Below are 21762 nucleotides of genomic sequence, written 5' to 3' on the forward strand. Positions count from 1 at the left end.
GGCCACGCAATGCGTGGCCCTTTTTTTATTAGGCCTCTGCCTGTAATGCATCAACTATACTTTTTTCTAAATACTCTAAATATCCTGCCGAAGAATAAGCCAGCAACTTCATGTAGTAAAAAAGATGTTTTTTAAGTTTCTCGCCATACATTTCGGGAGCAATTATCTCAACCATATTATCTCCTAACTCTTTATGTTCCCACATATAGTTGGGTACCATGCTCATAAATACATCTTTTTTATGGTACATATCTACGGCTGCAAAACCTTGGATGGGAAAACAGGGATGATAGAAGAATGGATTTCCTAATACCCCCAGGCTAAAAATAGTATCGCTGTAGCCATTTACGTATTCAGCGTCTTTTACCTTTTTCGTAAAAGATTTATGAACTATAATAATATTCATATATTCTGGCATTACCAGTTGATTTCTTGGTAAAAACCGTGCTAATTCACGGGTATCATATTCAAAGCCAAAATAGAATTCGCTGTTTATTGGCTTTAAAAAACGGAGCATTTTATTAGACTTAGGCAGGTCCAGGGTAAAATCGCTAAAGTGATATTCAATTAATTTAACAACATATTCTTTCCATGCATCTTTATTATATTGAGCTCCCTTAATCCCAAAAATTTTAATGCTATCCTTATCCTGTGCAATACGATTGAAGCAATTAAACCCTGAAAGTTTTTCGTAATCTTTATGGTTAACTTCGTCCAGCCAAAATTCATCTTCGCATTCGTACTCAAAATTCTCCGTTTTAAACCTATAGTCCTCCTCTTCTTTGGTTCCCCAAAAGGGAGGCTCATTTTGGCTTGGCACAAAATAAATTTCATTTTCCCAAAAATTATAACTGCTCCCCAGCCTTTTGCGTATGGTTAAGTTTTCCGGATCCTTTACCGAATTTTTTATTATTTCCACACACCTTTTATAGTCAATTTTAAATGGATAGTAATAGTCGCATAACGATACTAAAATAACTCTTGCAGGGGTATTAAACACCTCATCTACTATTTGCAGGCTTTTTTCTTCAAAAATACCTTTGTTTGCGGCAAGCTTATCTTGCAGCGTCGATTTAAACGATTCAGAAAATTTCATACTCAAAGCTTTACAGTAAATATATTATTTTTTACTACATAACCATTTACACAGTAACTTTGGTATTCATTTTATTTCGTACCATAATGATCGACGAAAATCTTTTGCAGCAATTTGGGGCCGGTAGTATTACCATAAAAAAAGGCGATATCCTTTTTGAGGAAGGCGATACCGCTAAGTATTTTTACCAGATAAAGTCGGGAGAAATTAAAATGAACAATTTTAACGATGAGGGCAAAGAGTTTATACAGAGCATTTTTACAAAGGGCAATTGCTTTGGCGAACCGCCGCTGTTTATAAACAAGCCCTATCCGGCAAATGCCGTGGCAATTACAGATGCTGAGGTTTATGCCATAGCCAAAGAGTCTTTTTTTAGACTACTGTTCGCTAACCCCGAGGCACATTTGAGCATGACGGTTAACCTGGCGCAAAGACTGTATTTTAAATCTGTAATGGCATCAGAAATTTCATCGCAGGAGCCCGAGCATCGCATCTTAAAACTTATCGATTACTTTAAAGAATCGGTTAGTAAGCTGCAACCCGCCGATAAATATAAGGTAGATCTTACCCGCCAGCAAATAGCCGACCTTACCGGCCTGCGTGTAGAAACGGTTATACGGTCTATAAAATCGCTCGAAAAAAAGGGCCTGCTTATTATAGAAGACCGCAAAGTGTACCGCTAACAGTTAGAATTCTCCCTCCGGAAAAATTTTTCAAAATTTTCATCCCTTATGATTTGGGTCATAAAATGCTCCTTAGGTGTGTATTTACCTTTACACTATAAATCTAACGCATTTTATCATGAACACTTATTTAAAATATCAGGAAAATTATAAACATGGCCTTATTGGTTTTGCAACACTTAGCATACTTGCACAAAGCTGTTTAGGCTCTTTTGCAGCCATGTTTATATTAATGGGCGGCACAAACCCTGCCCAAATGGTACAACTGTTTTTTGTAACTATTTTTTGTATGATCTATAATGGTGCGGTACTGTCTCAGCAAAAAGCTTACGTATCTTTTGCCATACTGGCCATAAGCGTTTTTTTAAGCCTGCTGTTTATTGCCATAAACATACACGCGTTAATTTAATAGGGTTAAGGTAAGCTTCAGTTAATCAGGGTCCTACTTCGGTTAATAAAATTTTGTTTTTTTATATTCGCTAAAGTTTTAATAATTAATAATATATGGATGTGGGGCTGTGATAAATAAAATCGATTTTAAAAGTTGGCATCACAACTAAAAAATAACCAATTTTGTGACGCTAAAATTTCGTATTATGAACATCCACATTTTTCAGCATGTATCTTTTGAAGGCCCCGGTTACATTACAAACTGGGCAGAAGACAACGGCCATACCGTAACAGCCACCCATTTTTATGAGGCATACACGCTGCCCGATCTTAACGCAATAGACTGGCTTATAGTTATGGGCGGCCCAATGGGTGTGTATCAGGAAGATATGTACGAGTGGCTCGCGGCAGAAAAAGCCTTTATAAAAAAAGCCATTGCCGCAGGCAAAACCGTGGTGGGCATTTGCCTTGGCTCTCAGCTAATTGCCGAAGTTTTGGACGCCGAAGTATATCCAAACAACCAGAAAGAGATAGGCTGGTTCCCCGTAAGGGCAACGCAGGAGGGGAAAAATCACCCACTATTAAAGGGCATCGACCTTACGGCACCGGTATTCCATTGGCATGGCGATACCTTTAATTTACCGCCAGATGCTACCTTACTGCTTGTAAGCGAGGCCTGTAAAAACCAGGCGTTTGTTTATAAGGATAAAGTTTTAGGGCTGCAATTTCATTTAGAGGCAACGCCGGAGAGCCTTCAACTTATGGTGCAGCACGGCCTGGAAGAACTGGTACCCGGTACCTACATAGAAACCGCCGAAGCCATTCTTGCTAATGCTAACTTAACCCGTAACACAAACGCTATCCTCAGCAAGCTGTTTACACGCTTGAGCAACAGTTAAATAGCTTGTAAAATATCAGTTGTTTTTTAGCTTTTGCATAAAGTCTCTAATGTTTGCAATAATGTTATGTCCTTCTTCTTCGAGAGCAAAATGCCCGGTGTCATAAATATGGTAATCTACTTGTTTTACGTCGTTTAGGTATGCCTTAGCACCGGCTTCCGGAAAAAACGGGTCGTTTTTACCCCATGTAACCAGTAACGGGGGCTGATTGTCCCGTAGGTACTTTTGCCATGTAGGGTAGAGCTTTACATTATTGCGGTAGTCGTAAATAAGGTTTAATTGCGCCTGATGGTTGCCCGGCCTGGAAATTTTAAGGTAATCAAGGTTCCAGTTGTCTGGATTGATGTGTTCGGGGTTTTTTGCACCATGAGTATATTGCCATTTAATACCTTCTAAAGAGAACATAGCATATATAGGTTGCTCATTTTCAGGTGTTCTGTCCTGCCATAACTTTTTTGTGGCATCAAAACCGGCACTCAGTCCCTCTTCGTAAGCGTTACCGTTTTGTACAATTAGCGCCCTGACTCTTTCGGGGTGGGCAGTAGCAATCCGATAGCCTATGGGTGCGCCATAGTCCTGAATCATAAGGGTATACGATGTAATTTTCAGGCTTTCAAGGAGTTCATCTATCAGTTTTGCGATAGTATCAAAGCTATACTCAAATTCATCGGCCGATGGAAAGTCACTTTCGCCAAATCCGGGGTAATCCGGGGCTATAAGGTGGTAATTGTCAGATAGTTCGTCTAAAACCCGGCGATACATGTGCGATGACGTAGGGAAACCGTGCAGCAATATTATGGTTTCATTCAACGGATTGCCGGCTTCCCTGTAAAATATCTGTATATCTCTGATTTTTTGGTATTTATAACTTACCTGATTAGTGTTCATTGTATTGGTTTTAAAGGTTAGTGTATCAAATTTCGCGATTTAATACTTTATAAAAATTACCCTATGGTAAGATTTTGATTTTTAGTTATATAAGACGGCTGAAAAGTGAATTTTGGCAACATTTTTTAATAGCGTATCTTTGGTAGGTAGTATAAGCGATATGAAAAAATATACGGTTCAGGATGTATTTAAAGGGGTTAATTTTTCACTTTTGGAGTTAGAGATTGCCGAAAAAGCATTCGAAGAGATTCTGGTAAAAAAAGGCGACGTTTTATTAACCCCGGGACAATTTGTGCCCTACCAGTATTTTGTTTTTAGCGGTTGCCTTAGAACGTATTTTATATCTGAAACCGGAAAAGAGTACACCTTGCAGTTTGCTATTAAAGATTGGTGGATTACCGATTACACTGCTTTTTTTACTAACGAAAAATCGATGTTCTATGTAGATTGTGTTACCGATGCTGTTATCTGCAAAATTTCTAAAGAAAGTATGGAACAGCTTTACAAAGAGGTGCCACAAATAGAGAGTTTTTTCAGGGTTAAGATGGAACGGTTTTTTGGCAGCTACCAAAAACGGATACTATCTGACCTGGCCTCGTCGGCAGAGGAAAAGTACCTGCGGTTTGTAAAATCGTACCCGGATATCGAAAAGAACATAAAAAACTATCACCTGGCCTCTTACCTGGGCATTACCACCGAAAGCCTTAGCAGGGTACGCCACGAATTGGCTAAAAAATAGACTAATTACTATAACATATAATTACATAAGGATAGCAGCAATGCTATCCTTTTTGTTTTAATGTATTCTAATTCAGTTGGTTTTAATTTTTAACGATACTTGTTTATTACCATACATCAATTTTTTAGGGGTATAGATTGCAGACCTTTGAAGTGTAATATTAAAGCATTTTAAAATCTAAAATCGATACGATCATGGAAAAAGAAGTAATTGTAAAATGGACAATAAAGGAGACAGAAACTGCCGAGATTCTAAAACTATTACCGGCTCTTGCCGAAGCTACTAAAAAAGAACCTGGTAATGTTTACTACGCTATTTACCAGAGCGAAACCAACCCGCACGAACTGATACTGCACGAACGCTACACCGATGCCCAGGCGCAGGAAGACCACAAAAATTCTGCACATTACCAGGCAATTGTGGCCGGTAAAATAATCCCTCATTTAGAGGCCCGCGAGGTATATGTTGTTAAACAGCTATTCTAAACATCAAACCATCATAACTATAAATTTTAAGATCAGAAATCATGAAAAAAGTACTAATTATTGTTTCTAACGCCAACACTATTGGTCCAAACAACAGAAGAACAGGTAATTTTTTACCTGAAGTGGCACACCCTTATGCCGAATTTGACAGGGCACAGTACCAGATAGATTTTGCCAGCCTTAACGGAGATACTCCGTATCTTGATGACCTTCAGTCTGCTGCCGACCCCGATAACTTGGCTTTTTTAACAGGTAAAGGCTGGGCAGCCATGCAAAAAGCAGTTAAACTGTCTGATGTGGATGTAAGCACTTACGATGCTATTTTTATGCCCGGCGGCCTTGCCCCAATGGTAGACATGCCCGATAATGCACTGCTAAAACAGGTGGTTAAAGAAACCTACGAGCGCAATGCCGTAGTAGGCGCCGTGTGTCATGGCCCGGTATCGTTGCTAAATGTTAAGCTTAGCGATGGCAGCTACCTTGTAAACGGCAAAAACATCTCGTCTTTTACAACCGAAGAAGAAGACGCCTACGCAAGAGCTGATGTGCCTTTCGACCTGCAAACGGCACTTACCCAACAGGGCGCCATATACCACACCGTAGAGCCGTGGGCACCGTTTAGCATTGCCGATGGCAATTTGGTTACCGGTCAAAACCCGGCATCGGGCAAGGGCGTTGCCCAGAAAATGATCAAAATCCTGGAGGCATAATTTACTGTTTCATTACAGCAATATACTTTTTAAATAAACAAAGGCTGCAAGTTATTGCAGCCTTTGTTTGTAATTATTTGTTGTTTACCTGTTTAATAAATTTAATGATACCGTTCATGTAAAAGGCCTGCTCATCATACATGCTCAGGTGGCTGCCGTTGGCACAATAAAGGTAGTGCCCGTTTTTAACCTCGGTGCTCATCCATTTTAAATGTTGCGGGTCCATCTCATCATATTTAGCGGCAATTATAAGGGTAGGCACGTATATTTCTTTAAGGCGGCTGCTAATATCCCAATCTTTCAGGCTTCCTAACAGGCCAAATTCACTGGGCCCCTGTAGCTTGTTATAATAAGGCTGGTTAAGTTTACTCAATGCTCTGTTTAGTGGCTCCGGCCATTGTTCCAGCGGTATACGGCAAACAAACTGTGCATAAAAGTGTTTCATGGCCAACTCCATATATTCCGGATTGGCATAGTCGTTTTTGGCCGAAAGCTCGTTAATACGCGCCATAGCGTCGGGCGGAATTTGTTTTGCCAGTACCTGTTGTACATAGCGGTTAAATTCTTTTCCGCTCGAAGTCATGTTAGATACAATCAGGCCTTTAAGGTTACCCTGATATTTTACGGCATATTCCATAGCCAGCAGCCCACCCCAGGAATGCCCAAAAAGATAAAAATTGCCCTTATTTAGTTGCAGTGCTTTGCGCACCTGTTCTACCTCATCTACAGCACTGGCAATGTTATATCGGGTAGTATCGTTGGGCTTGTCCGAATTGCCAGACCCTAACTCATCATAATAGTAAAACTCAATACCCTCGGCAGGTAAAAAGCTCTCGAATGCTTCAAAATAATCGTGCGGTATGCCCGGGCCACCGGCCAATAGCAGCACCTTTATTTTAGGGTTGTTGCCAATGCGTTTGGTCCATACATTATACGTTTTGTTACCTGTGGTAACCGGAATCATTTTTATTCCTCCTGTTTGCACCTTGGTAGTATCAATATTGTAATAATCAGGCTTATTATGCTGTGTAGCCTGCTCTTGTTTGGAGCACGAAGCAGCTGTAATTAACATCAATAACAGTGCAAGACCCATAAGTGGCTTAATAAAACTTTTTAAAGGGTACTGTTTTTTAAAGCGGTAAACGTTCTGTTGGCTTACCAATGGCTTATAATCGTTCATAGTTTTTTGTTTAAAATCTAACACAAATATCTATATAGATGGCTGCCTGCGCATTCACCTATGTTAATAAGTAGCATCCCCAAAAGTGTGGCGATTTATTAGATATTTTTTCGTATCCCTTACAATGCAAGGCATTTAATTTTAACCACAAAGGCACAAAACAATCATAGATAAATAACACAAAGCCTGCTAAGACAACCACCTAAAAGTGGAAGAACACAAGGCAATAGTTATGCAGCCTTGTGTACTTTGTAAGACAACAGAGTTGTCTTTTCGTGTACTTGTATTTCATATAAAACTTTGTGAGCCTTGTGGTTAAGTTTCTTTTGGCCTTTGTAGCCTTCGTGGTAAAAATTTAAGGAATGTGTGTGTATGATGGCTTATAAGCGGGAGATGGTTTAGATGTTTTTTCGTATCCTGCTTAGCGATTGGGGTGCAACATCAAGATAAGAAGCTATATAGTAGTTAGAGAACATATTGAGCAGGTGCGGCTCATCTGCCAAAAATTTCTTGTAACGGTCTGTAGCCGATAGTGTAAGCAGGGTAGACAATCGGTCGTATATCATAATAAAAGCCCTCTCATTAACAAGGCGCATCCATTTTTCAAAAAGTGCACAATTATAGGTCAGAAAATGTACATCATCCCTCGAAAATCTAAGGGCAGTTACATCAGTAAGTGTTTCGATAGAAATGGTAGCCGGTGCACCCGAGAGAAAGCTTTTGTAATCTACCGCAAATACATTTTTTACTGAGGCTTCGGGCGTGTTAAAGTGAAAAAACCAGGTGGTTGTTTTACCGTTATAGTCGGTAAAATAAGAGATACCCTGGCCGCTGACTATAAAATAAATGTATTTACCGTCGGCTCCGGTTTCCAGCAGGCGGCATCCTTTTTTAAAAGCCACCGGTTTGCAATGCCCGGCAATTAAGGCTATCATATCGATATCCATCGGAAGATCTTGAGATACAAATTCGAAAAAAGGCAGGGCAAAAATCTGGCCTTCAGTCATTTTTGATTTATCTAATGTATTGTCCATAATGCAGGTAACATTTGTAAACTTAAACTGTGATGACAAAATTAGAGCAATATTGTAAATTTTTAATGCTGAAAATATAGCTGATCCCGACAATTAGTTATACATATCAAAGAGGTATTTGCAGGGGTAAGCATTATGTAATTATTTTGATAGAAAATACTTTGCAACAGTTTTAATACGCAAAAAAATGAAATCCTGTACTGTACAAGAAATGTTCGGGGTAATAAACCTCACCCAAAAAGAAACTGATACTATAGCAGGTGCTATCAGGAAAATTTCTGTGCAAAAAGGATGCATTATTTTGAGTGAAGGCCAGCCGGCCACTTATCTGTATTTTGTGCGCAGCGGTTGTTTACGTACTTATTTTATTGATGCCAGTGGTAAAGAATATACCTTGCAATTTGCGGTTAATGGCTGGTGGATTACCGATTATACCGCTTTTTTAGACGATGGCTGTGCAATGCTAAATATAGAGTGCCTGCAGGATGCCGTGGTGTACCAGTTGCCTAAAAAAAGTCTTGAAGGTTTGTACAGGCAAATTCCGCAGATAGAAAAATTTTATAGGGAGCGGGTAGAAAAATCACTCATCAGTTTTCAAAAAAGGTTGTTATCTACCATGGTGCAATCGGCACAGGAACGATACATGATGTTTATAACCATGTATCCAAACATCTATAAAATGGTTAAAAATTATCATGTTGCCTCTTATCTGGGCATAACACCGGAGAGCTTGAGCCGGGTTAAAAAAAATTTGGCCTCTTTGTTAATCTAAAAGATAGTGCCTTTTTTTGATACCCAGTTTTTCCATTTTAGAGTTGAGTGTAGTAGGGGGTATATCCAGCAGCGATGCTGCACCATTAGGGCCGGATACTTTGCCCTTACAAAATTTAAGCACAGTAAGAATATACTCTTTTTCAAACTCGTTCCAGGGCTTTATAATGGTAGTGCCACCAGCCGGGGCAGCTGGTTTTTGGTTGCCAACGGGCACATCTTTAATAACCTTATCCGGAGATAGCAGTACGGCACGTTCTATGGCATGCTCCAGCTCGCGTACATTGCCCGGCCAATGATACATGCTAAGTGCATTAAGTGCCCTGGCGGCAATGGTTTTAACAGGCCGCTTATTTTTAGTGCAGTAACGGTTTATAAAAAAGTGTACTAAATGGGGCAAATCATCCAAACGTTCCCTTAGCGGGGGAATGTTTATAGGAAAGACGTTGAGCCTGTAAAACAAATCGGCCCTGAAATTACCGGCAGTAACCTGGTCCTGCAAATCTTTGTTGGTAGCGGCAATAATGCGGGTATCTACCGTAATGGTAGTAGTACCGCCAATACGCTGAATTTCTTTTTCCTGCAATGCCCTTAGTAATTTTACCTGCAATTCCAGGGGCATTTCGCATACATCATCCAAAAACAATGTACCCGTATGGGCCAGTTCAAACTTACCGATCTTTTTGGCTACGGCCCCGGTAAAGCTGCCTTTTTCGTGCCCAAATAGTTCGCTCTCTAAAAGGTTATGGGGTATTGCGGCACAATTTATTTTTATAAACGGTTTAGAATGCCTGTCAGAATTATAATGCACGGCGTTTGCCACCAGCTCTTTACCGGTGCCGCTTTCGCCCTGTATTAAAACACCGCTGTTAGTGTTGCTTACCAGCTGTATAAGGCTGCGTACTTTGTGCATGGGTTGGCTGTTGCCTATAATTCCCATTGAATTTACGGTCTCAGTTGTAGCTGGTAAAGCTCCGGTTTTAGCTTCAGGCGTAACCGTGATTATCTTTTCGAGCAAAATTATGTTAGCCAGTGTAATTGACAGTTGCACCAATAGCATTTTAATAAGGTGCAGGCTGTTTCGTTGCGGGGTTCCTTTTTCAAAGCCTATAAATAACACTCCCTTATACTGTTTGGATGGTAAAGCGCAGCAAACCATAGTAACTATATTTTCCTGAAAAGCACCTTGAATGCAGGAGGGTATACCCGCTGTTTGCCGATAGTCATTCCTGGACAGGATAACGGGTTCTGGGGCATTTACAACCGAATTAAAAATATCCATATTCTTACTGTAGCTATCGCCTTTGTGCTTAATATATTCTACAGCATTATTATGGTAAAAAAGCTTATATACCTGTTGGCATTCGCTTTCAAGGCAAATCATAAAACGGCTAAAACCTATTGTGTTTTTAATTATGGTATTTACCACATTGTTTAGCTCTTTTGTTGTGGTAACACACGCCAGGGCACCGCTCATGGCAATAAGCTGCGATTGTTGCGCCTCTCTTTGCTTTAAGTGGGCTATTATATCATTATTATTATCTAAAATGTATGTCATAAAAAATAAAAGGTTTAGATTAATAATATTGCTGACTAATACCCAGTTTTTTCATTTTAGCATAAAGCGTTGTAGTAGGAATCTTCAGTATCCCGGCAGCGCCGTTTTGTCCGCCAACTTTACCACCGCATGCCTGTAATACCTGCATTATGTGGTTGCGTTCCATGTCTTCCAACGACTGCAATGCACCTTGTTGCAGTGGAGCAGACGGAATATTTGCACTTTCAGGAAGGTTAACCTCGTCTATCTCGTTACCTGTGGCAAGCAGCGTACTGCGTTCTATAAGATGTTCTAATTCGCGTACATTGCCGGGCCAGTTATACGATTGTAATTGCTCCAGCACCTGTGGCGTAAAACCCGTTATTGCCCTGCTGTTGGCCGCACTAAATTTTTTAAGAAAGTAGTAAGCAAGCAGCTGTATATCATCTTTTCGCTCCCGCAGTGGCGGCAACTCTATGGGGAATATGTTAAGCCTGTAATACAGGTCGAGCCTGAAATTACCCTCGGCAACCTCGTGTTCCAGGTTGCGGTTGGTGGCAGCAATAATACGAACATCAACCTTAATGGCCTGGTTGCCGCTTATGCGCTCAATTTCTTTTTCCTGCAATACCCGCAGTAGTTTGGCCTGTGCATCCAGGGGTAGCTCTCCAATTTCATCCAGAAAAAGTGTGCCTCCGTTGGCCTGCTCAAATTTACCTATCCGCTGTGTATTAGCGCCGGTAAAAGCCCCTTTTTCGTACCCAAAAAGCTCTGACTCCAACAACGATAACGGCAATGCCGCGCAGTTTACCACCACCATCGGCTTGTTTTTTCGGGTGGAATTTTCATGTATAGAATGCGCTATCCTTTCTTTACCGGTGCCGCTTTCGCCTGTAATAAGTACCGATGTATCTGTAGGTGCAACAATGCTTATTTTAGTAAATATGTCGTTAAGCAACTTACTTTTGCCTATAATCCCTGTAATAGCCAGTTGCTTTCTGTGTGCCTGAACAGATGTTTTTGCATGATTTTCGGCAGCATAGCGGTAACGGGCTATATCCAGCATAACTAAAAGATCTCTCTGCCTGAAGGGCTTTACCAAAAAGCCATAAGGCTGCGTTTTTTTAACGGCCTCCAGGGTAGACTGGTTTGTATTGGCAGATATAAACAAAAAAGGCGTTTTGCACTCTAACAGCTCCCACGCCAGGTCTATACCGGTTTCATCGCCTTTAAGGATGATATCCAGGAGTACCCAATCCGGTTTTTTAGCGGTTACCATAGCCCTTGCCTGTGTTGCCGATGATGCTATGCCCACAACCGTATAGCCCTCTTTTTTCAATATCATTTTCAGGTCATTGGCTACAATAAACTCGTCTTCAACAATTAATATTTTTTCTTTATTTTCCATTTATAAGCAATGCTGTAGCCCAGCTTCTATTTTTATATAAAGTTAATTTTTATTATTACATCATTATCAGGTGGGCAATTAAAACTAAGGTAGCAACTTTGCTGTACCTGCAAAATAAGCAAAAACCATCTTTAGTTATAAAAATCAAATATTGAGGGTAATAACTATACGTTACTTTTATTGCGGAAATCTTTAGGCGTAAACCCGGTATGCTTCTTAAAAAAGGTAGTAAAATAAGATACGTATGCAAAACCTAACCGATAAGAAATTTCTTTAATTGTAAATGACGGATCTTCAAGCAGGCTTTGGGCAGCAAGAATTGTTTTCTCTGCAATCCAGTGGCTTACCATTTTGCCGGTTTGCTCTTTAATTACCGTGTATAAATAATTTTCGTGCACGCCCTGCATTGCAGCATAGTCTTTTACCCGCAGCTGTAGGGTGGCCTTGCCCTGCTGCAATTGCTGGTAATGCTGTTCGAGGTTTTTTATAAATTGCATTACTATATCAGGCTCTTTATCCTTAACCGGCCCGGTATATCCGTCCCAAAAATGTTGCTTAACCCGCAGTAAAAGACGGGTTAGCAGGTTGGCAATAATATTGTTTTTAAAATGCGAATTTTCTTTTTGTACCTGCCCGATCTGGAGGCAAATTTTGCTCAGGTCTGTAAGCACTTCAGTATCGGCCAGCCTTGGCACAACCGATTCGAGTATTAGGAACGGGAATGTTTTAAAGAGTGCCACACCGGCATATTTTGCAAGAAAATGTTCAGAAAACGTAAGGTGGTACACCTCTGTAATGTTTTGCCATTCCAGCTGCCGGTGCATATTTGGTCGGCTAAAAAAAAGTGTACCCGGTTTTATAGCAAATGTGTTTGTTTTTGTTGAATAACAGCCCAAGGCATCTATGGTTAGGGTAAGTGAAAAACAATTGGCCCTAAACCACATAGGGGTACCATAAGGCATCCCGGCATGGATTAACCGGATATTGAAACTCTCAATTTCCTCATCCTCAAAAGGCTTTAGTGTGGACTTTCCACAGTATTCTAAGGTGTTATTAAGGTCGCTGTAATTGGTGGTATTTGTAATAATGATCAGGATAAATTTTAAACGTTTACCACTATATTTCTATAATCTGTTCCAGGTTTTGCTATAGCATTACAATATCTTCTAAAATAGCCGGGTGCATTATTGGTATGCCTTTTAAAATAGTTGTAAAAATAGTTAAGGTCGTTAAAGCCGTATAGGGTAGCAATTTCCCTCATAGGCTTATTGGTATTTTTTAGCAGGTATTTAATCTCGTTTATAAGCTTCTCGTGTATCCATTGGTTAACCGTTTTACCCGTAGTGTTGCTTACAATTTTAGAGAGGTAGCCCTCGTTAAGGTTCTGCATCTCTGCATAATCTTTTATACGAAGCACAGCCGTAGTTTCTCCCGAAATTATCCGGCTGAAATTATTTTCCATCTGCCCTATAAAAGCCGCTACATAGCAATTATGTTTTTTAGCCTTAACCGGTTTTTCGGTGTACTGCTGCTGCCTTATCAAAAGCAAAAGGTTGAGAATTAAGTTTGCTATAACCTCATATTTATAAGGTGTTTTACAAACAGCCTCATCATACATATCCAGGCAAATTCGCTCTATGTTTTCTATCATATTTGGCTCAAACCAGGCTGCATAACCCTTTTTGCTGCCCATCTTCTGAATTTCATCTATCCCTGCCGGCCAGTGGTGCAATAAAAAATGATTGCTAAAGCTAATGTAATACGCCTTGCCCAAACTGCTCCATTTGCCGGACAGGAAAGTATCTGGCCGTATAAAAAGGACATTGTTGGAACATAGTTTAAACACAGTATCATCTACACGATATGAGGCAACACCATCCGGTATTATAATGATGCTGAAATGATCTGGCCTAAAAACGGGGGTTTGATAGGGCAGTGGCATACCCAGTTCTTCCATCTTAACAATGGCAAAATCATTACGATCGATGTACGAAAAAACCGGCAGTTCCATAAAGGCAAGGCTGTCGGTAAACTTCCTTACAGTAGTTAACGGCGGTTTCATGCTAATTGGTTTTAGCTAAAAACGGTTGTATATAAATGTTTTGCGCCCTAAACGCTTTACAATATTTTGCAGGATTAATGGTGCAGGGGCTAATTAACAGAGGTTGTTTTTGAAAGGTGTTCATAATTTTAAATTTTAGAAGATTAAAATATGTATGAACTATTTCAAAGAAAGAACCATTTATGTAAAGTTTTGTTATTTAAGTACTTATTTGTTTTTTCGGTTTTATTTTTTACGATATATCGTAAATCTGCAGTTGCTATTATTTGATAATCTAATTTGTGGCACTTACACCTGCTTCTGTCAATTGCCTTTTTCTTGTAAAAAGTATGTTTATAGTAAGTCCGTTATTATTTATAAATGTAAGCGTACCATCTAACTGATCGGTAAGCCCAATCATCAGATTTATGCCCAGAGATTCTCTTTCCTGCGTTTCAAATCCTTCTGGTAAACCCACACCGTCGTCGGCAATTACAAGCCTATAGGTGTCGTGTTCGATGTTTTTTAAAGAGATGGTTATCTGTCCGCTATCTTTGGTTATAAAGGCATATTTAATAGCATTGCTTATAGCCTCGTTAAGTATTAGCCCAAGTGGCACTGCCTGCGTAACATCAAGCTCTACATGATCTGTATCCAGCTTAAAGCCTATTTTTTTATCGGCGCTAAAACACTCTTTAAGGTAGTTTACCAGCTCATAAATATACCACGCCATATCTATAGCCGCCAGGTTGCTGGACTGATATAGCTTTTGATGGATTAGCGACATGGCATGCATGCGGTGCTGGCTGTTTTGTATGGCCATTAAGGCATCTTTATTTTCCAGGTAGGCCGATTGCGTATTGAGCAGGCTAATAACAATTTGCAGGTTGTTTTTTACCCGGTGGTGAATTTCTTTTAGCAGCCATTCTTTTTCTGTAAGTAGCTTTTTAAGCTGATCGTTTTGCTCATTAATTTGTTGCTGCTTTAATTCTAATTTTTTATTGGCGCGTTGTTTTAAGCGCGACCGGTTATAAAGCAGGCCAACAAATAAAACCAACAGGGCAAGGCTGCCAATAAACACGTAGCGCAAAATGGTTGCGTTACGAATTTTTTCTTCCTGTAGTTTGCCCTGCTCGGTAAGCAGTTTTATATTTTTATCCTTCTTATCGGTTTCGTACTTAACCTGTAACGCGTTAAACTGTTGCCTGCTTTTAAGGTTAATAATAGAATCGTTTAAGCTTTTAGATAACCTGTAATGCTTTAACGCTGCTAAATAATTTCCGGTGGCAGAATCTGCCCTGAAATAATTATATTCAAGCTCTCTTAAATCAAGCAGATTGTTGTTTATTGTAGGCAGTTTTTTTAATTTATTAATATAGGTATAGGCTTTACTTGCCTGCCCGGTATTTATTAAATAGCGAATAATAGCAAAATACATGGTTTCAGGATTACTATCGCTCGTATAGTTACCCTCATCGCATTTAAGCAGCTGCTCATAGTAGGTTTTGGCTTTATCATACTGTTTTAATCCGCAATAGGTTAACACATAAATAGCCGGGCAATTAATGCTACAGTCTTTACCCGGATAATATCCAAGTCCGTTTAACAAATCTATGGCTTCGGCAAATTTATGTTTATTGCTAAGGCTATGCGCCGCGTTAAGGGCAATTCGTTCTGCACTATAGTCATCATTGCTTTTTTTTGCCAGTGCTATAGCCCTTTTATAATAAGCTATCGATTTATCGTCATATTTTAAATGGGCATATATTACTCCTAACAAATTATATGTAAGACTAACCCAATAAGCATCGGCATTTACGTTTTCGACTATTTTCTCGGCCTCTAAGGCACAGGCAAGTGCATCTTTCTGGTTGCCGTTTGCCCAATAATTTTGCGCAAGTATTGCATAATCCATATATATATCGGGCCGCTTAATACTCTTTTTTATTTTTATTGCCTGCAGTGCATATTTGGTACAGCTATCGTATTCAGATGCATTAAAATACAATTCGGTTAATTCCGTTAGTGTCTCTGCTTCATCATTAACAGCACCAGCCTCTTTGTATAAAGAAATTGCCTTTTTAAGATGCTCAATTTTTTTTGGCATGTGCTCATCATCCATGTAATTCACAGCATCTCTGTAAATTATAGCTTCCTCTCTTTTTAGGCCATATTTATGGGCATAATCTAATGCATTGCCATGTAAGGTGGCGGCAAGTTTATAATTGTCTTTTTTTATGGCTATTTGGCCATCAAGCATCATGCTAAGGGCAGTATATTTTTTTAAGTCCGCCTGCCTGCTAATGTTTTTTAGCTGGCTATTGAGCAGGGCGGCACTATCCAGTTGTTTTTTAGATATTTCTTCTTTTTCAAGAAAATATTGTGCAGTTTGGTACAAAAGATCGGCTTTTTTGGCCAGATCTTTTTCTGTTGCCAATTGTTTTTGCAGTTGTTTAAACGGCTCTTTACCTGTTGGTTGTGCAAAGCAGGTTACTGCAAAGAGCAATAGGGAGGCAATGATGATTGGGAGTTTCATATAGCGCTCAATTAAAGCAAATTAGATGGTAAAATTAACAAAATTTTAATCATTTAAGATGTCTGGTCTTTTTTTTTACTGAAGATAACGGGAAGTGTGCCCCACACTACGGGAGATATGCAAAATCTTTATTTTTTATAATTTTTGGTAAGAATATCGAAGAAATGGATTGGATTACAGTATCTAAATTCGTACTACCAATACAACATTAATTTGTTGACTTTCTTCTGCTTACTCATTACACCAATCAAATACAAAAATTATGGAAAAAAGATATCCCATACCGCCCTTTACCTTACAAAGTGCCGTGGAAAAAATACAGCTGGCCGAAGAGGCCTGGAACAGCAGAGACCCGTATCGCATAGCGCAGGCTTACACCGTTGACAGCGAATGGAGAAACCGGAATGTATTTATAAATGGCCGGCAGCAAATAATAGACTTTTTATCGGGCAAGTGGGAGAGGGAGCTTGATTATAAGCTTAAAAAGGAATATTGGGCCCACACCGGTAACAGGATAGCTGTACGCTTTGAGTACGAATACCGCGATTTAAACGGGCAGTGGTTTAGGGCCTATGGCAACGAAAACTGGGAGTTTGATGAGAATGGCTACATGAAAAGGAGGTTTGCAAGCATTAACGATTTGGCTATTGCCGAGACCGAGAGAAAATTTATTTAGTGCATTTATAAATGAATCAGGAATATTAATAATCAATTTTAAAAATCAATAATATGAAAACAAGTTATCATTCAAGAAAAATTAATGGTGTAGAAATTTTTTACAGAGAGGCCGGAGACAAACAAAAGCCAACAGTGCTTTTGTTGCATGGGTATCCAACATCTTCGCACATGTTTAGAAATTTAATTAACGACCTGGCCGATGATTTTCACCTTATAGCACCCGATTATCCGGGCTACGGCAGGAGCGAGCAACCCCCAATGGCAGAGTTTGACTATACCTTCGAAAATTTATCTAACATTATGAAAACCTTGTTAGACGAACTGGGTATTAAAAAGTTTAGCCTTTACTTAATGGACTATGGCGCACCTATTGGGTTTAGGATTGCCAGCAGAAATCCCGATCAGGTGGAGACGCTGATTATACAAAACGGCTGTGCTTACGAGGAAGGGCTTCAAACGTTCTGGGACCCTATTAAGGAGTACTGGATAGATAGGAATAATAAAGTGGCCGAAAATACATTACGCGGTTTTCATGATCCAAACGGGTTACATTGGCAGTACACGCATGCAGTTCCTGACCCTAACGCCATATCGCCCGATAACTGGGAAATTGATCTAAGGCACCTTGAAAGGCCCGAAAATGGCGATATTCAACTGGCTATGTTTTACGATTATCAAACCAATGTGGTGCTGTACCCCGAGTGGCAGCAATACTTTAGAAATTACCAGCCCGAAACTATTATTGTTTATGGCAAAGACGATTATATTTTCCCCGGCATTGGTGCAGAGGCCTTTAAAAAAGACCTTAAAAACCTGGAGTTCCACCTTTTTAATACAGGGCATTTTGCATTAGAAAGTTATGGCGATGAGATTGGCGCTCTTATAAAAGATTTCCTTTTAAGGAAAACCGGTAAAAGCGCTGTTTAAATACCAAAACATATCCATTTTAAAATGAAAACAATTAAAAATATTGTGCTTGTGCATGGTGCATTTGCCGATGGCTCCGGCTGGCGGGGTGTCTATAATATACTGAGCGGGCAGGGCTACAACGTAACCATTGTGCATAACCCGCTTACATCGTTAGAAGATGGCGCCCTTGCCATAAAAATAGCATTAGACAGGCAGGATGGGCCTTCGGTACTGGTGGGGCATTCTTACGGGGGTGTTTTGATTACAGAGGCGGGTAACCACCCTAATGTGGCGGCTTTAGTATACGTGGCGGCGTTTCAGCCGGATAGTGGCGAAACTGCTTTACAGTGGGCACAAACGGCGCCACCTGCACCCGAAAGCGGTGTGCTGCCACCCGATGAGAACGGCATTATATATTATGATAAAGATAAATATCATGCCGGTTTGTGTGCCGATTTAAGTACAGATGATGTTGATTTTATGTACGCCTCGCAGGGTGCTTTTTATGCTAAAGGCTTTGTTACGCCAATTACCAATGCCGCCTGGCAGGCAAAACCGGCGTATGCCGTTATTGCAACCCAGGATAAAAGCATTTTGCCCCAAATACAGGAAGCTATGTACAAACGCTCTAATACTACAGCTACCAGGGTTACAGGCAGCCATTTAGTTTATATATCGCAACCCAAAGCCGTTGCCGATGTAATTATTACAGCTTCTAAATCTGTCTAATAATGGTTAGATTGTAAGCCTTGAAGAAAAGCTCTGAATTATTAATTTAGAGCTTTTCTGTTTTTGATAGATATGTGTACCTGCTATGCATCTTTATTTTTTAAACAGCGGCCTCTTGGTGAATCGCCTTCCTGTAACACGATATCCGAATGTAAAAATTGTGCTGCCTGTGCCGAATCTTTTACTTTAACAGCACTACGTTCCAGCATCTCCAATTCAAACGCATTTAAAACGCTTTCCCTTAATCCGGCGGTTCTCCATTCAGAAGATCTGCAACCTTTGGATATTCCACGCGCAAGCGAGAGTGCATCCAGCAGCGCCTGATTGGCCCCTTGCCCTTTAAACGGGCTCATGGGGTGGGCGGCATCTCCTATAAGGGTTGCCTGTTGGCTTATTTTCAATAATTCTAATGTAAGTAATTCACGGTCATATACCGGATAGCCGGAAATATTAGCTGCGGGGGTGGCCGCCATAATTTGAGGTATAGGGTCGTGCCATTGCGTCCTTCGGTAGGCTTCCTGTTTAAGTGCTTCGGCTCCTTGGGCACTTAATGCCTTAGCCTCTTCTTCTGGCATGGGGAAACTAAGCTGCCACATTACCGAGTCGGCTGTGTAGGGCATCATATAAATGCGCTCATTGCCATTGGCGGTTTGAAATACGGTAGCCGAATCCAATAAAGGGCTATTAAACCCATAAAGCGCGTTTAAAGGGCAAATGCCCAATATTACAATACAATCCAGGTAGCGTAGGGGGGTAACGTCTTCGCCTATAAGCAGCCTTCGTACCGAACTGCGAATACCATCGGCTCCAACCACAAGGTCGGCCGTGGCACTCTTCGCCTCCCCATCTACCACAAAGTTGAGGTTAACTCCTTTATTTTCAGACTCTTTAAAATCTACTAATTGGTGCCCCCAATGTACGGCGGTATGGCCTCCAAGTTGCTCCAATAACGCCAACCGTAATGACTGCCTTGCAATATGTATGTTTGATCGTTTGGGAGATTGTTTTCCAGACGGTTTAGCATCCTGCTCCATCCACTTTCTGTTTCCCCATTCGCCAATTACTTTCCCATCAGTAGTATGAACTATATGTTTTGTTGAAATAACACCTTTATCTAACGATACAATCCCGAAACCCTCAATAGCTTTACTGGCTTGTTGCAACGTAAGGCCGTAACCCTGAGAGCGGGCATCAAAGTTATTATCGCGCTCATAAAGGGTAAAGGGTATGCCGCGGTGCAAACAGGCCACAGCCAGGGCCACACCACCTATACCGGCACCAATAATGGCAACATGGGGGTAGTTTTGGTTATTGGCTACAGGGTGGATGGCAGAAGACACTAACCCGGATCCGGAACAGTTTAAACAGGGGTACAAGTGGCCTTTAGGGCGTACCGGAGGCAGCCCCTGGCCATTTGATTTTTCAAATGTATCAAGAGCTATCTGGTAGTTTAGCCGTGCTTTTTTACTAAGCCCACGGCTTTTTTTGCCGTGCCCCATACATTCCGGGCAAACAGACCATTTTTCATCTTCATTTTTCAATTTTCCTGCTTTCTATTTATTTACCGGATATTCCGGTTGGGGGATAGCTATAATTTTTGAGCAAAATTAAAATATATTTACTACAAAAGATTTTCTACATCTTAAATGTTTTGGAGAGGGGGAAGACCGGCTACAAAAGCATTAAACGAAAAAAGCACCTGCTTGGGGCAGGTGCTTTATAAACTAATTCTATAGGATATATAAATTATGCTATGACTACGTTTACTGCGTTTGGACCTCTACGGCCTTCTTCCACGTTGTAACGAACTACATCGTTCTCACGAATGTTCTCTGTTAAACCTGAAACATGAACAAAAACTTCGTTACCACCATCGTTTGGAGTTATAAATCCGAAACCTTTGTCTTCATTGAAAAATTTTACTGTACCTTCTTGCATTTTAATATATAATTTTGGCGAAGGTAGTGAATTAATAAATAAGAATCTTAAAATAAGTAATTTATCTCAAAATACCTGTATTTCTTACTTTCTGTACATTAAATTCCATTTGAGCTATGCCCATCTGTCCCCATAAAAAATTAGGTTCAGTAAACACTTGTCTTTTTATTTTAATCAAATGCAAATAAAATGGCGTGGTGGTTTTACATAGTGCCATCTGTTATTTTAAACCACTTAATTTATAATCAGCTTTTTAGAGGTGCTTTTGCCCTGACCTGTAATTTTAATTACATAAGTACCGGCCTGCAATTGTTTAGTGCTTATGCTATCGGTATCGTTTACATTATCTTTAGTTGTAACAAGAGTTCCGTTGGTGTTGTATATTTCTATATGGTAGTTGTTTAGCCCCGTTTTTAGATTTATGCTCCCCGATGCCGGGTTTGGAGCAATCGCAACATCGTTGCCTGCAAACACCCCGTGTATAGTAGATGTCTGGCCCATTTTAGCGCCTGAGATACCAAACTGGTGGATAGGGTAGAGCGCCTGATTGCTGCTAAGCGGTTCGTTAAGCAAATCGTAAGCGGCAACAGCCGGGTTGGTTTTGTAGCGGTTGGCAATGGCTTTCCATAAGTTTATGGTGCGCTGTTGGGCTGTAGCATCTGTCCAATAATTGTTAACCACAGCCTGACCACTGTTTATAAAACCGTTTATGCCGCCCGGCCCGCCGTGCAGGTCTAAAATTACATACATGCCGCGGGCAGTACATTGCGCAATAACCTAGTGCAGTTGTGTAAACCCGTTCGTTTTTATGGTGCCATCACTATTCATAACCTCCATCCAGTAAAAGGGCACGCGCACCATATTCATACCCATGTTTTTAATATCGTCCAGATCTGTAGTGGTAATCCATTTGTTTTGGTAATAATCCAGTACGGCATCAGACCCCGCAACCCCAAAACGGTCGATAAGCGAATTACGTACCGAGAAATTTTACCGATTATTATAAAAAAGAGTATGGCTACCACCGCGAGGTACGTTTTGACCAGGACATTTACCTAAAGCTGATGGAAAAACCTGCCGTGTACTTTAAATTTGAAGGAATTGCTTTGCA

At 40.3% G+C, this 21762-nt stretch carries 22 protein-coding genes and 1 pseudogene; 10 read left to right on the forward strand and 13 right to left on the reverse strand.

Features of this window, described 5'->3' with window-relative positions:
* Positions 1-28: 28 nt before the first annotated feature.
* Positions 29-1096 (reverse strand): hypothetical protein, encoded by a 1068-nt coding sequence (locus tag G509_RS0110920; protein WP_026991577.1) that lies wholly within the window; start codon positions 1094-1096, stop codon positions 29-31.
* A gap of 86 nt (positions 1097-1182) precedes the next feature.
* Between G509_RS0110920 and G509_RS0110925 the strand changes: the two genes are divergently transcribed.
* The 3 genes from G509_RS0110925 (at position 1183) to G509_RS0110935 (ending at position 3068) form a co-directional block, all read left to right on the forward strand.
* Positions 1183-1779: a Crp/Fnr family transcriptional regulator gene (locus tag G509_RS0110925; protein ID WP_026991578.1), complete on the forward strand. Its 597-nt coding sequence runs from the start codon at positions 1183-1185 to the stop codon at positions 1777-1779.
* A 118-nt stretch (positions 1780-1897) separates the two neighbouring features.
* On the forward strand, positions 1898-2188 hold the full coding sequence (locus tag G509_RS0110930) for a hypothetical protein (RefSeq protein ID WP_026991579.1): 291 nt from the start codon (positions 1898-1900) through the stop codon (positions 2186-2188).
* Between the two features lie 187 nt (positions 2189-2375).
* Positions 2376-3068 (forward strand): type 1 glutamine amidotransferase, encoded by a 693-nt coding sequence (locus G509_RS0110935; protein ID WP_026991580.1) that lies wholly within the window; start codon positions 2376-2378, stop codon positions 3066-3068.
* A 15-nt stretch (positions 3069-3083) separates the two neighbouring features.
* Here G509_RS0110935 and G509_RS21875 read toward each other — a convergent pair whose 3' ends face one another.
* The gene (locus G509_RS21875; RefSeq protein WP_035738887.1) at positions 3084-3956 is read right to left on the reverse strand and encodes an alpha/beta fold hydrolase; all 873 of its coding nucleotides are present in this window, start codon (positions 3954-3956) and stop codon (positions 3084-3086) included.
* 160 nt (positions 3957-4116) lie between these two features.
* Between G509_RS21875 and G509_RS0110945 the strand changes: the two genes are divergently transcribed.
* From G509_RS0110945 to G509_RS0110955, 3 genes are all read left to right on the forward strand, one after another.
* The gene (locus G509_RS0110945) at positions 4117-4695 is read left to right on the forward strand and encodes a Crp/Fnr family transcriptional regulator (RefSeq protein ID WP_035739066.1); all 579 of its coding nucleotides are present in this window, start codon (positions 4117-4119) and stop codon (positions 4693-4695) included.
* A 194-nt stretch (positions 4696-4889) separates the two neighbouring features.
* On the forward strand, positions 4890-5180 hold the full coding sequence (locus G509_RS0110950) for a putative quinol monooxygenase (protein WP_026991582.1): 291 nt from the start codon (positions 4890-4892) through the stop codon (positions 5178-5180).
* Between the two features lie 41 nt (positions 5181-5221).
* Positions 5222-5890 carry a type 1 glutamine amidotransferase domain-containing protein gene (locus G509_RS0110955; protein WP_035738890.1) on the forward strand — a complete coding sequence of 223 codons (669 nt, stop codon included), beginning with the start codon at positions 5222-5224 and terminating at the stop codon, positions 5888-5890.
* A 73-nt stretch (positions 5891-5963) separates the two neighbouring features.
* On the opposite strand, the gene G509_RS0110960 is transcribed toward G509_RS0110955, so the two are convergent.
* Both G509_RS0110960 and G509_RS0110965 read right to left on the reverse strand, forming a co-directional pair.
* A complete protein-coding gene (locus tag G509_RS0110960; protein ID WP_081663286.1) occupies positions 5964-7070 on the reverse strand; it encodes a proline iminopeptidase-family hydrolase in 1107 nt (368 codons plus the stop codon).
* 398 nt (positions 7071-7468) lie between these two features.
* Positions 7469-8104 carry a Crp/Fnr family transcriptional regulator gene (locus G509_RS0110965; RefSeq protein ID WP_051200129.1) on the reverse strand — a complete coding sequence of 212 codons (636 nt, stop codon included), beginning with the start codon at positions 8102-8104 and terminating at the stop codon, positions 7469-7471.
* Between the two features lie 187 nt (positions 8105-8291).
* Here G509_RS0110965 and G509_RS0110970 point away from each other — a divergent pair, with 187 nt between their 5' ends.
* On the forward strand, positions 8292-8876 hold the full coding sequence (locus tag G509_RS0110970) for a Crp/Fnr family transcriptional regulator (protein WP_026991586.1): 585 nt from the start codon (positions 8292-8294) through the stop codon (positions 8874-8876).
* Here the strand turns inward: G509_RS0110970 and G509_RS21880 are convergent.
* The 5 genes from G509_RS21880 to G509_RS22870 all read right to left on the reverse strand — a co-directional run bounded on the left by G509_RS21880 (position 8868) and on the right by G509_RS22870 (position 16397).
* On the reverse strand, positions 8868-10433 hold the full coding sequence (locus G509_RS21880; RefSeq protein WP_051200132.1) for a sigma-54 interaction domain-containing protein: 1566 nt from the start codon (positions 10431-10433) through the stop codon (positions 8868-8870). The genes G509_RS0110970 and G509_RS21880 overlap by 9 nt on opposite strands.
* A 19-nt stretch (positions 10434-10452) precedes the next feature.
* Positions 10453-11820 (reverse strand): sigma-54-dependent transcriptional regulator, encoded by a 1368-nt coding sequence (locus G509_RS0110980; protein ID WP_026991587.1) that lies wholly within the window; start codon positions 11818-11820, stop codon positions 10453-10455.
* A gap of 164 nt (positions 11821-11984) precedes the next feature.
* Complete coding sequence (locus G509_RS22865) at positions 11985-12782, reverse strand: helix-turn-helix domain-containing protein (protein ID WP_051200134.1); 798 nt, start codon at positions 12780-12782, stop codon at positions 11985-11987.
* Between the two features lie 140 nt (positions 12783-12922).
* Positions 12923-13882, reverse strand: coding sequence for a helix-turn-helix domain-containing protein (locus G509_RS0110990; RefSeq protein WP_026991588.1), 960 nt, complete (start codon positions 13880-13882; stop codon positions 12923-12925).
* Between the two features lie 274 nt (positions 13883-14156).
* Positions 14157-16397 carry a histidine kinase dimerization/phosphoacceptor domain -containing protein gene (locus G509_RS22870; protein ID WP_051200136.1) on the reverse strand — a complete coding sequence of 747 codons (2241 nt, stop codon included), beginning with the start codon at positions 16395-16397 and terminating at the stop codon, positions 14157-14159.
* Between the two features lie 262 nt (positions 16398-16659).
* Here G509_RS22870 and G509_RS0111000 point away from each other — a divergent pair, with 262 nt between their 5' ends.
* Genes G509_RS0111000 through G509_RS21895 form a run of 3 tightly spaced genes read left to right on the forward strand, consistent with a single transcriptional unit; the run spans position 16660 to position 18713 of the window.
* The gene (locus tag G509_RS0111000; RefSeq protein WP_026991589.1) at positions 16660-17073 is read left to right on the forward strand and encodes a nuclear transport factor 2 family protein; all 414 of its coding nucleotides are present in this window, start codon (positions 16660-16662) and stop codon (positions 17071-17073) included.
* A gap of 53 nt (positions 17074-17126) precedes the next feature.
* Positions 17127-18002: an alpha/beta fold hydrolase gene (locus G509_RS0111005; protein WP_026991590.1), complete on the forward strand. Its 876-nt coding sequence runs from the start codon at positions 17127-17129 to the stop codon at positions 18000-18002.
* Positions 18003-18026: 24 nt separating this feature from the next.
* Complete coding sequence (locus G509_RS21895; protein WP_081663287.1) at positions 18027-18713, forward strand: alpha/beta hydrolase; 687 nt, start codon at positions 18027-18029, stop codon at positions 18711-18713.
* Between the two features lie 83 nt (positions 18714-18796).
* Here G509_RS21895 and G509_RS0111015 read toward each other — a convergent pair whose 3' ends face one another.
* The 4 genes and pseudogenes from G509_RS0111015 to G509_RS23725 form a co-directional block, all read right to left on the reverse strand.
* A complete protein-coding gene (locus tag G509_RS0111015) occupies positions 18797-20212 on the reverse strand; it encodes an FAD-dependent oxidoreductase (RefSeq protein ID WP_051200140.1) in 1416 nt (471 codons plus the stop codon).
* Between the two features lie 247 nt (positions 20213-20459).
* The gene (locus G509_RS0111020; protein ID WP_026991592.1) at positions 20460-20651 is read right to left on the reverse strand and encodes a cold-shock protein; all 192 of its coding nucleotides are present in this window, start codon (positions 20649-20651) and stop codon (positions 20460-20462) included.
* Between the two features lie 234 nt (positions 20652-20885).
* The gene (locus G509_RS23720; protein WP_242604888.1) at positions 20886-21152 is read right to left on the reverse strand and encodes a T9SS type A sorting domain-containing protein; all 267 of its coding nucleotides are present in this window, start codon (positions 21150-21152) and stop codon (positions 20886-20888) included.
* 54 nt (positions 21153-21206) lie between these two features.
* Positions 21207-21617, reverse strand: a pseudogene (locus G509_RS23725) (glycoside hydrolase family 5 protein); the annotation flags it as partial.
* Positions 21618-21762: the final 145 nt, after the last annotated feature.

The sequence above is a fragment of the Flavobacterium subsaxonicum WB 4.1-42 = DSM 21790 genome, from assembly GCF_000422725.1.
In the GTDB taxonomy this organism is placed as follows: Bacteria; Bacteroidota; Bacteroidia; order Flavobacteriales; family Flavobacteriaceae; genus Flavobacterium; species Flavobacterium subsaxonicum.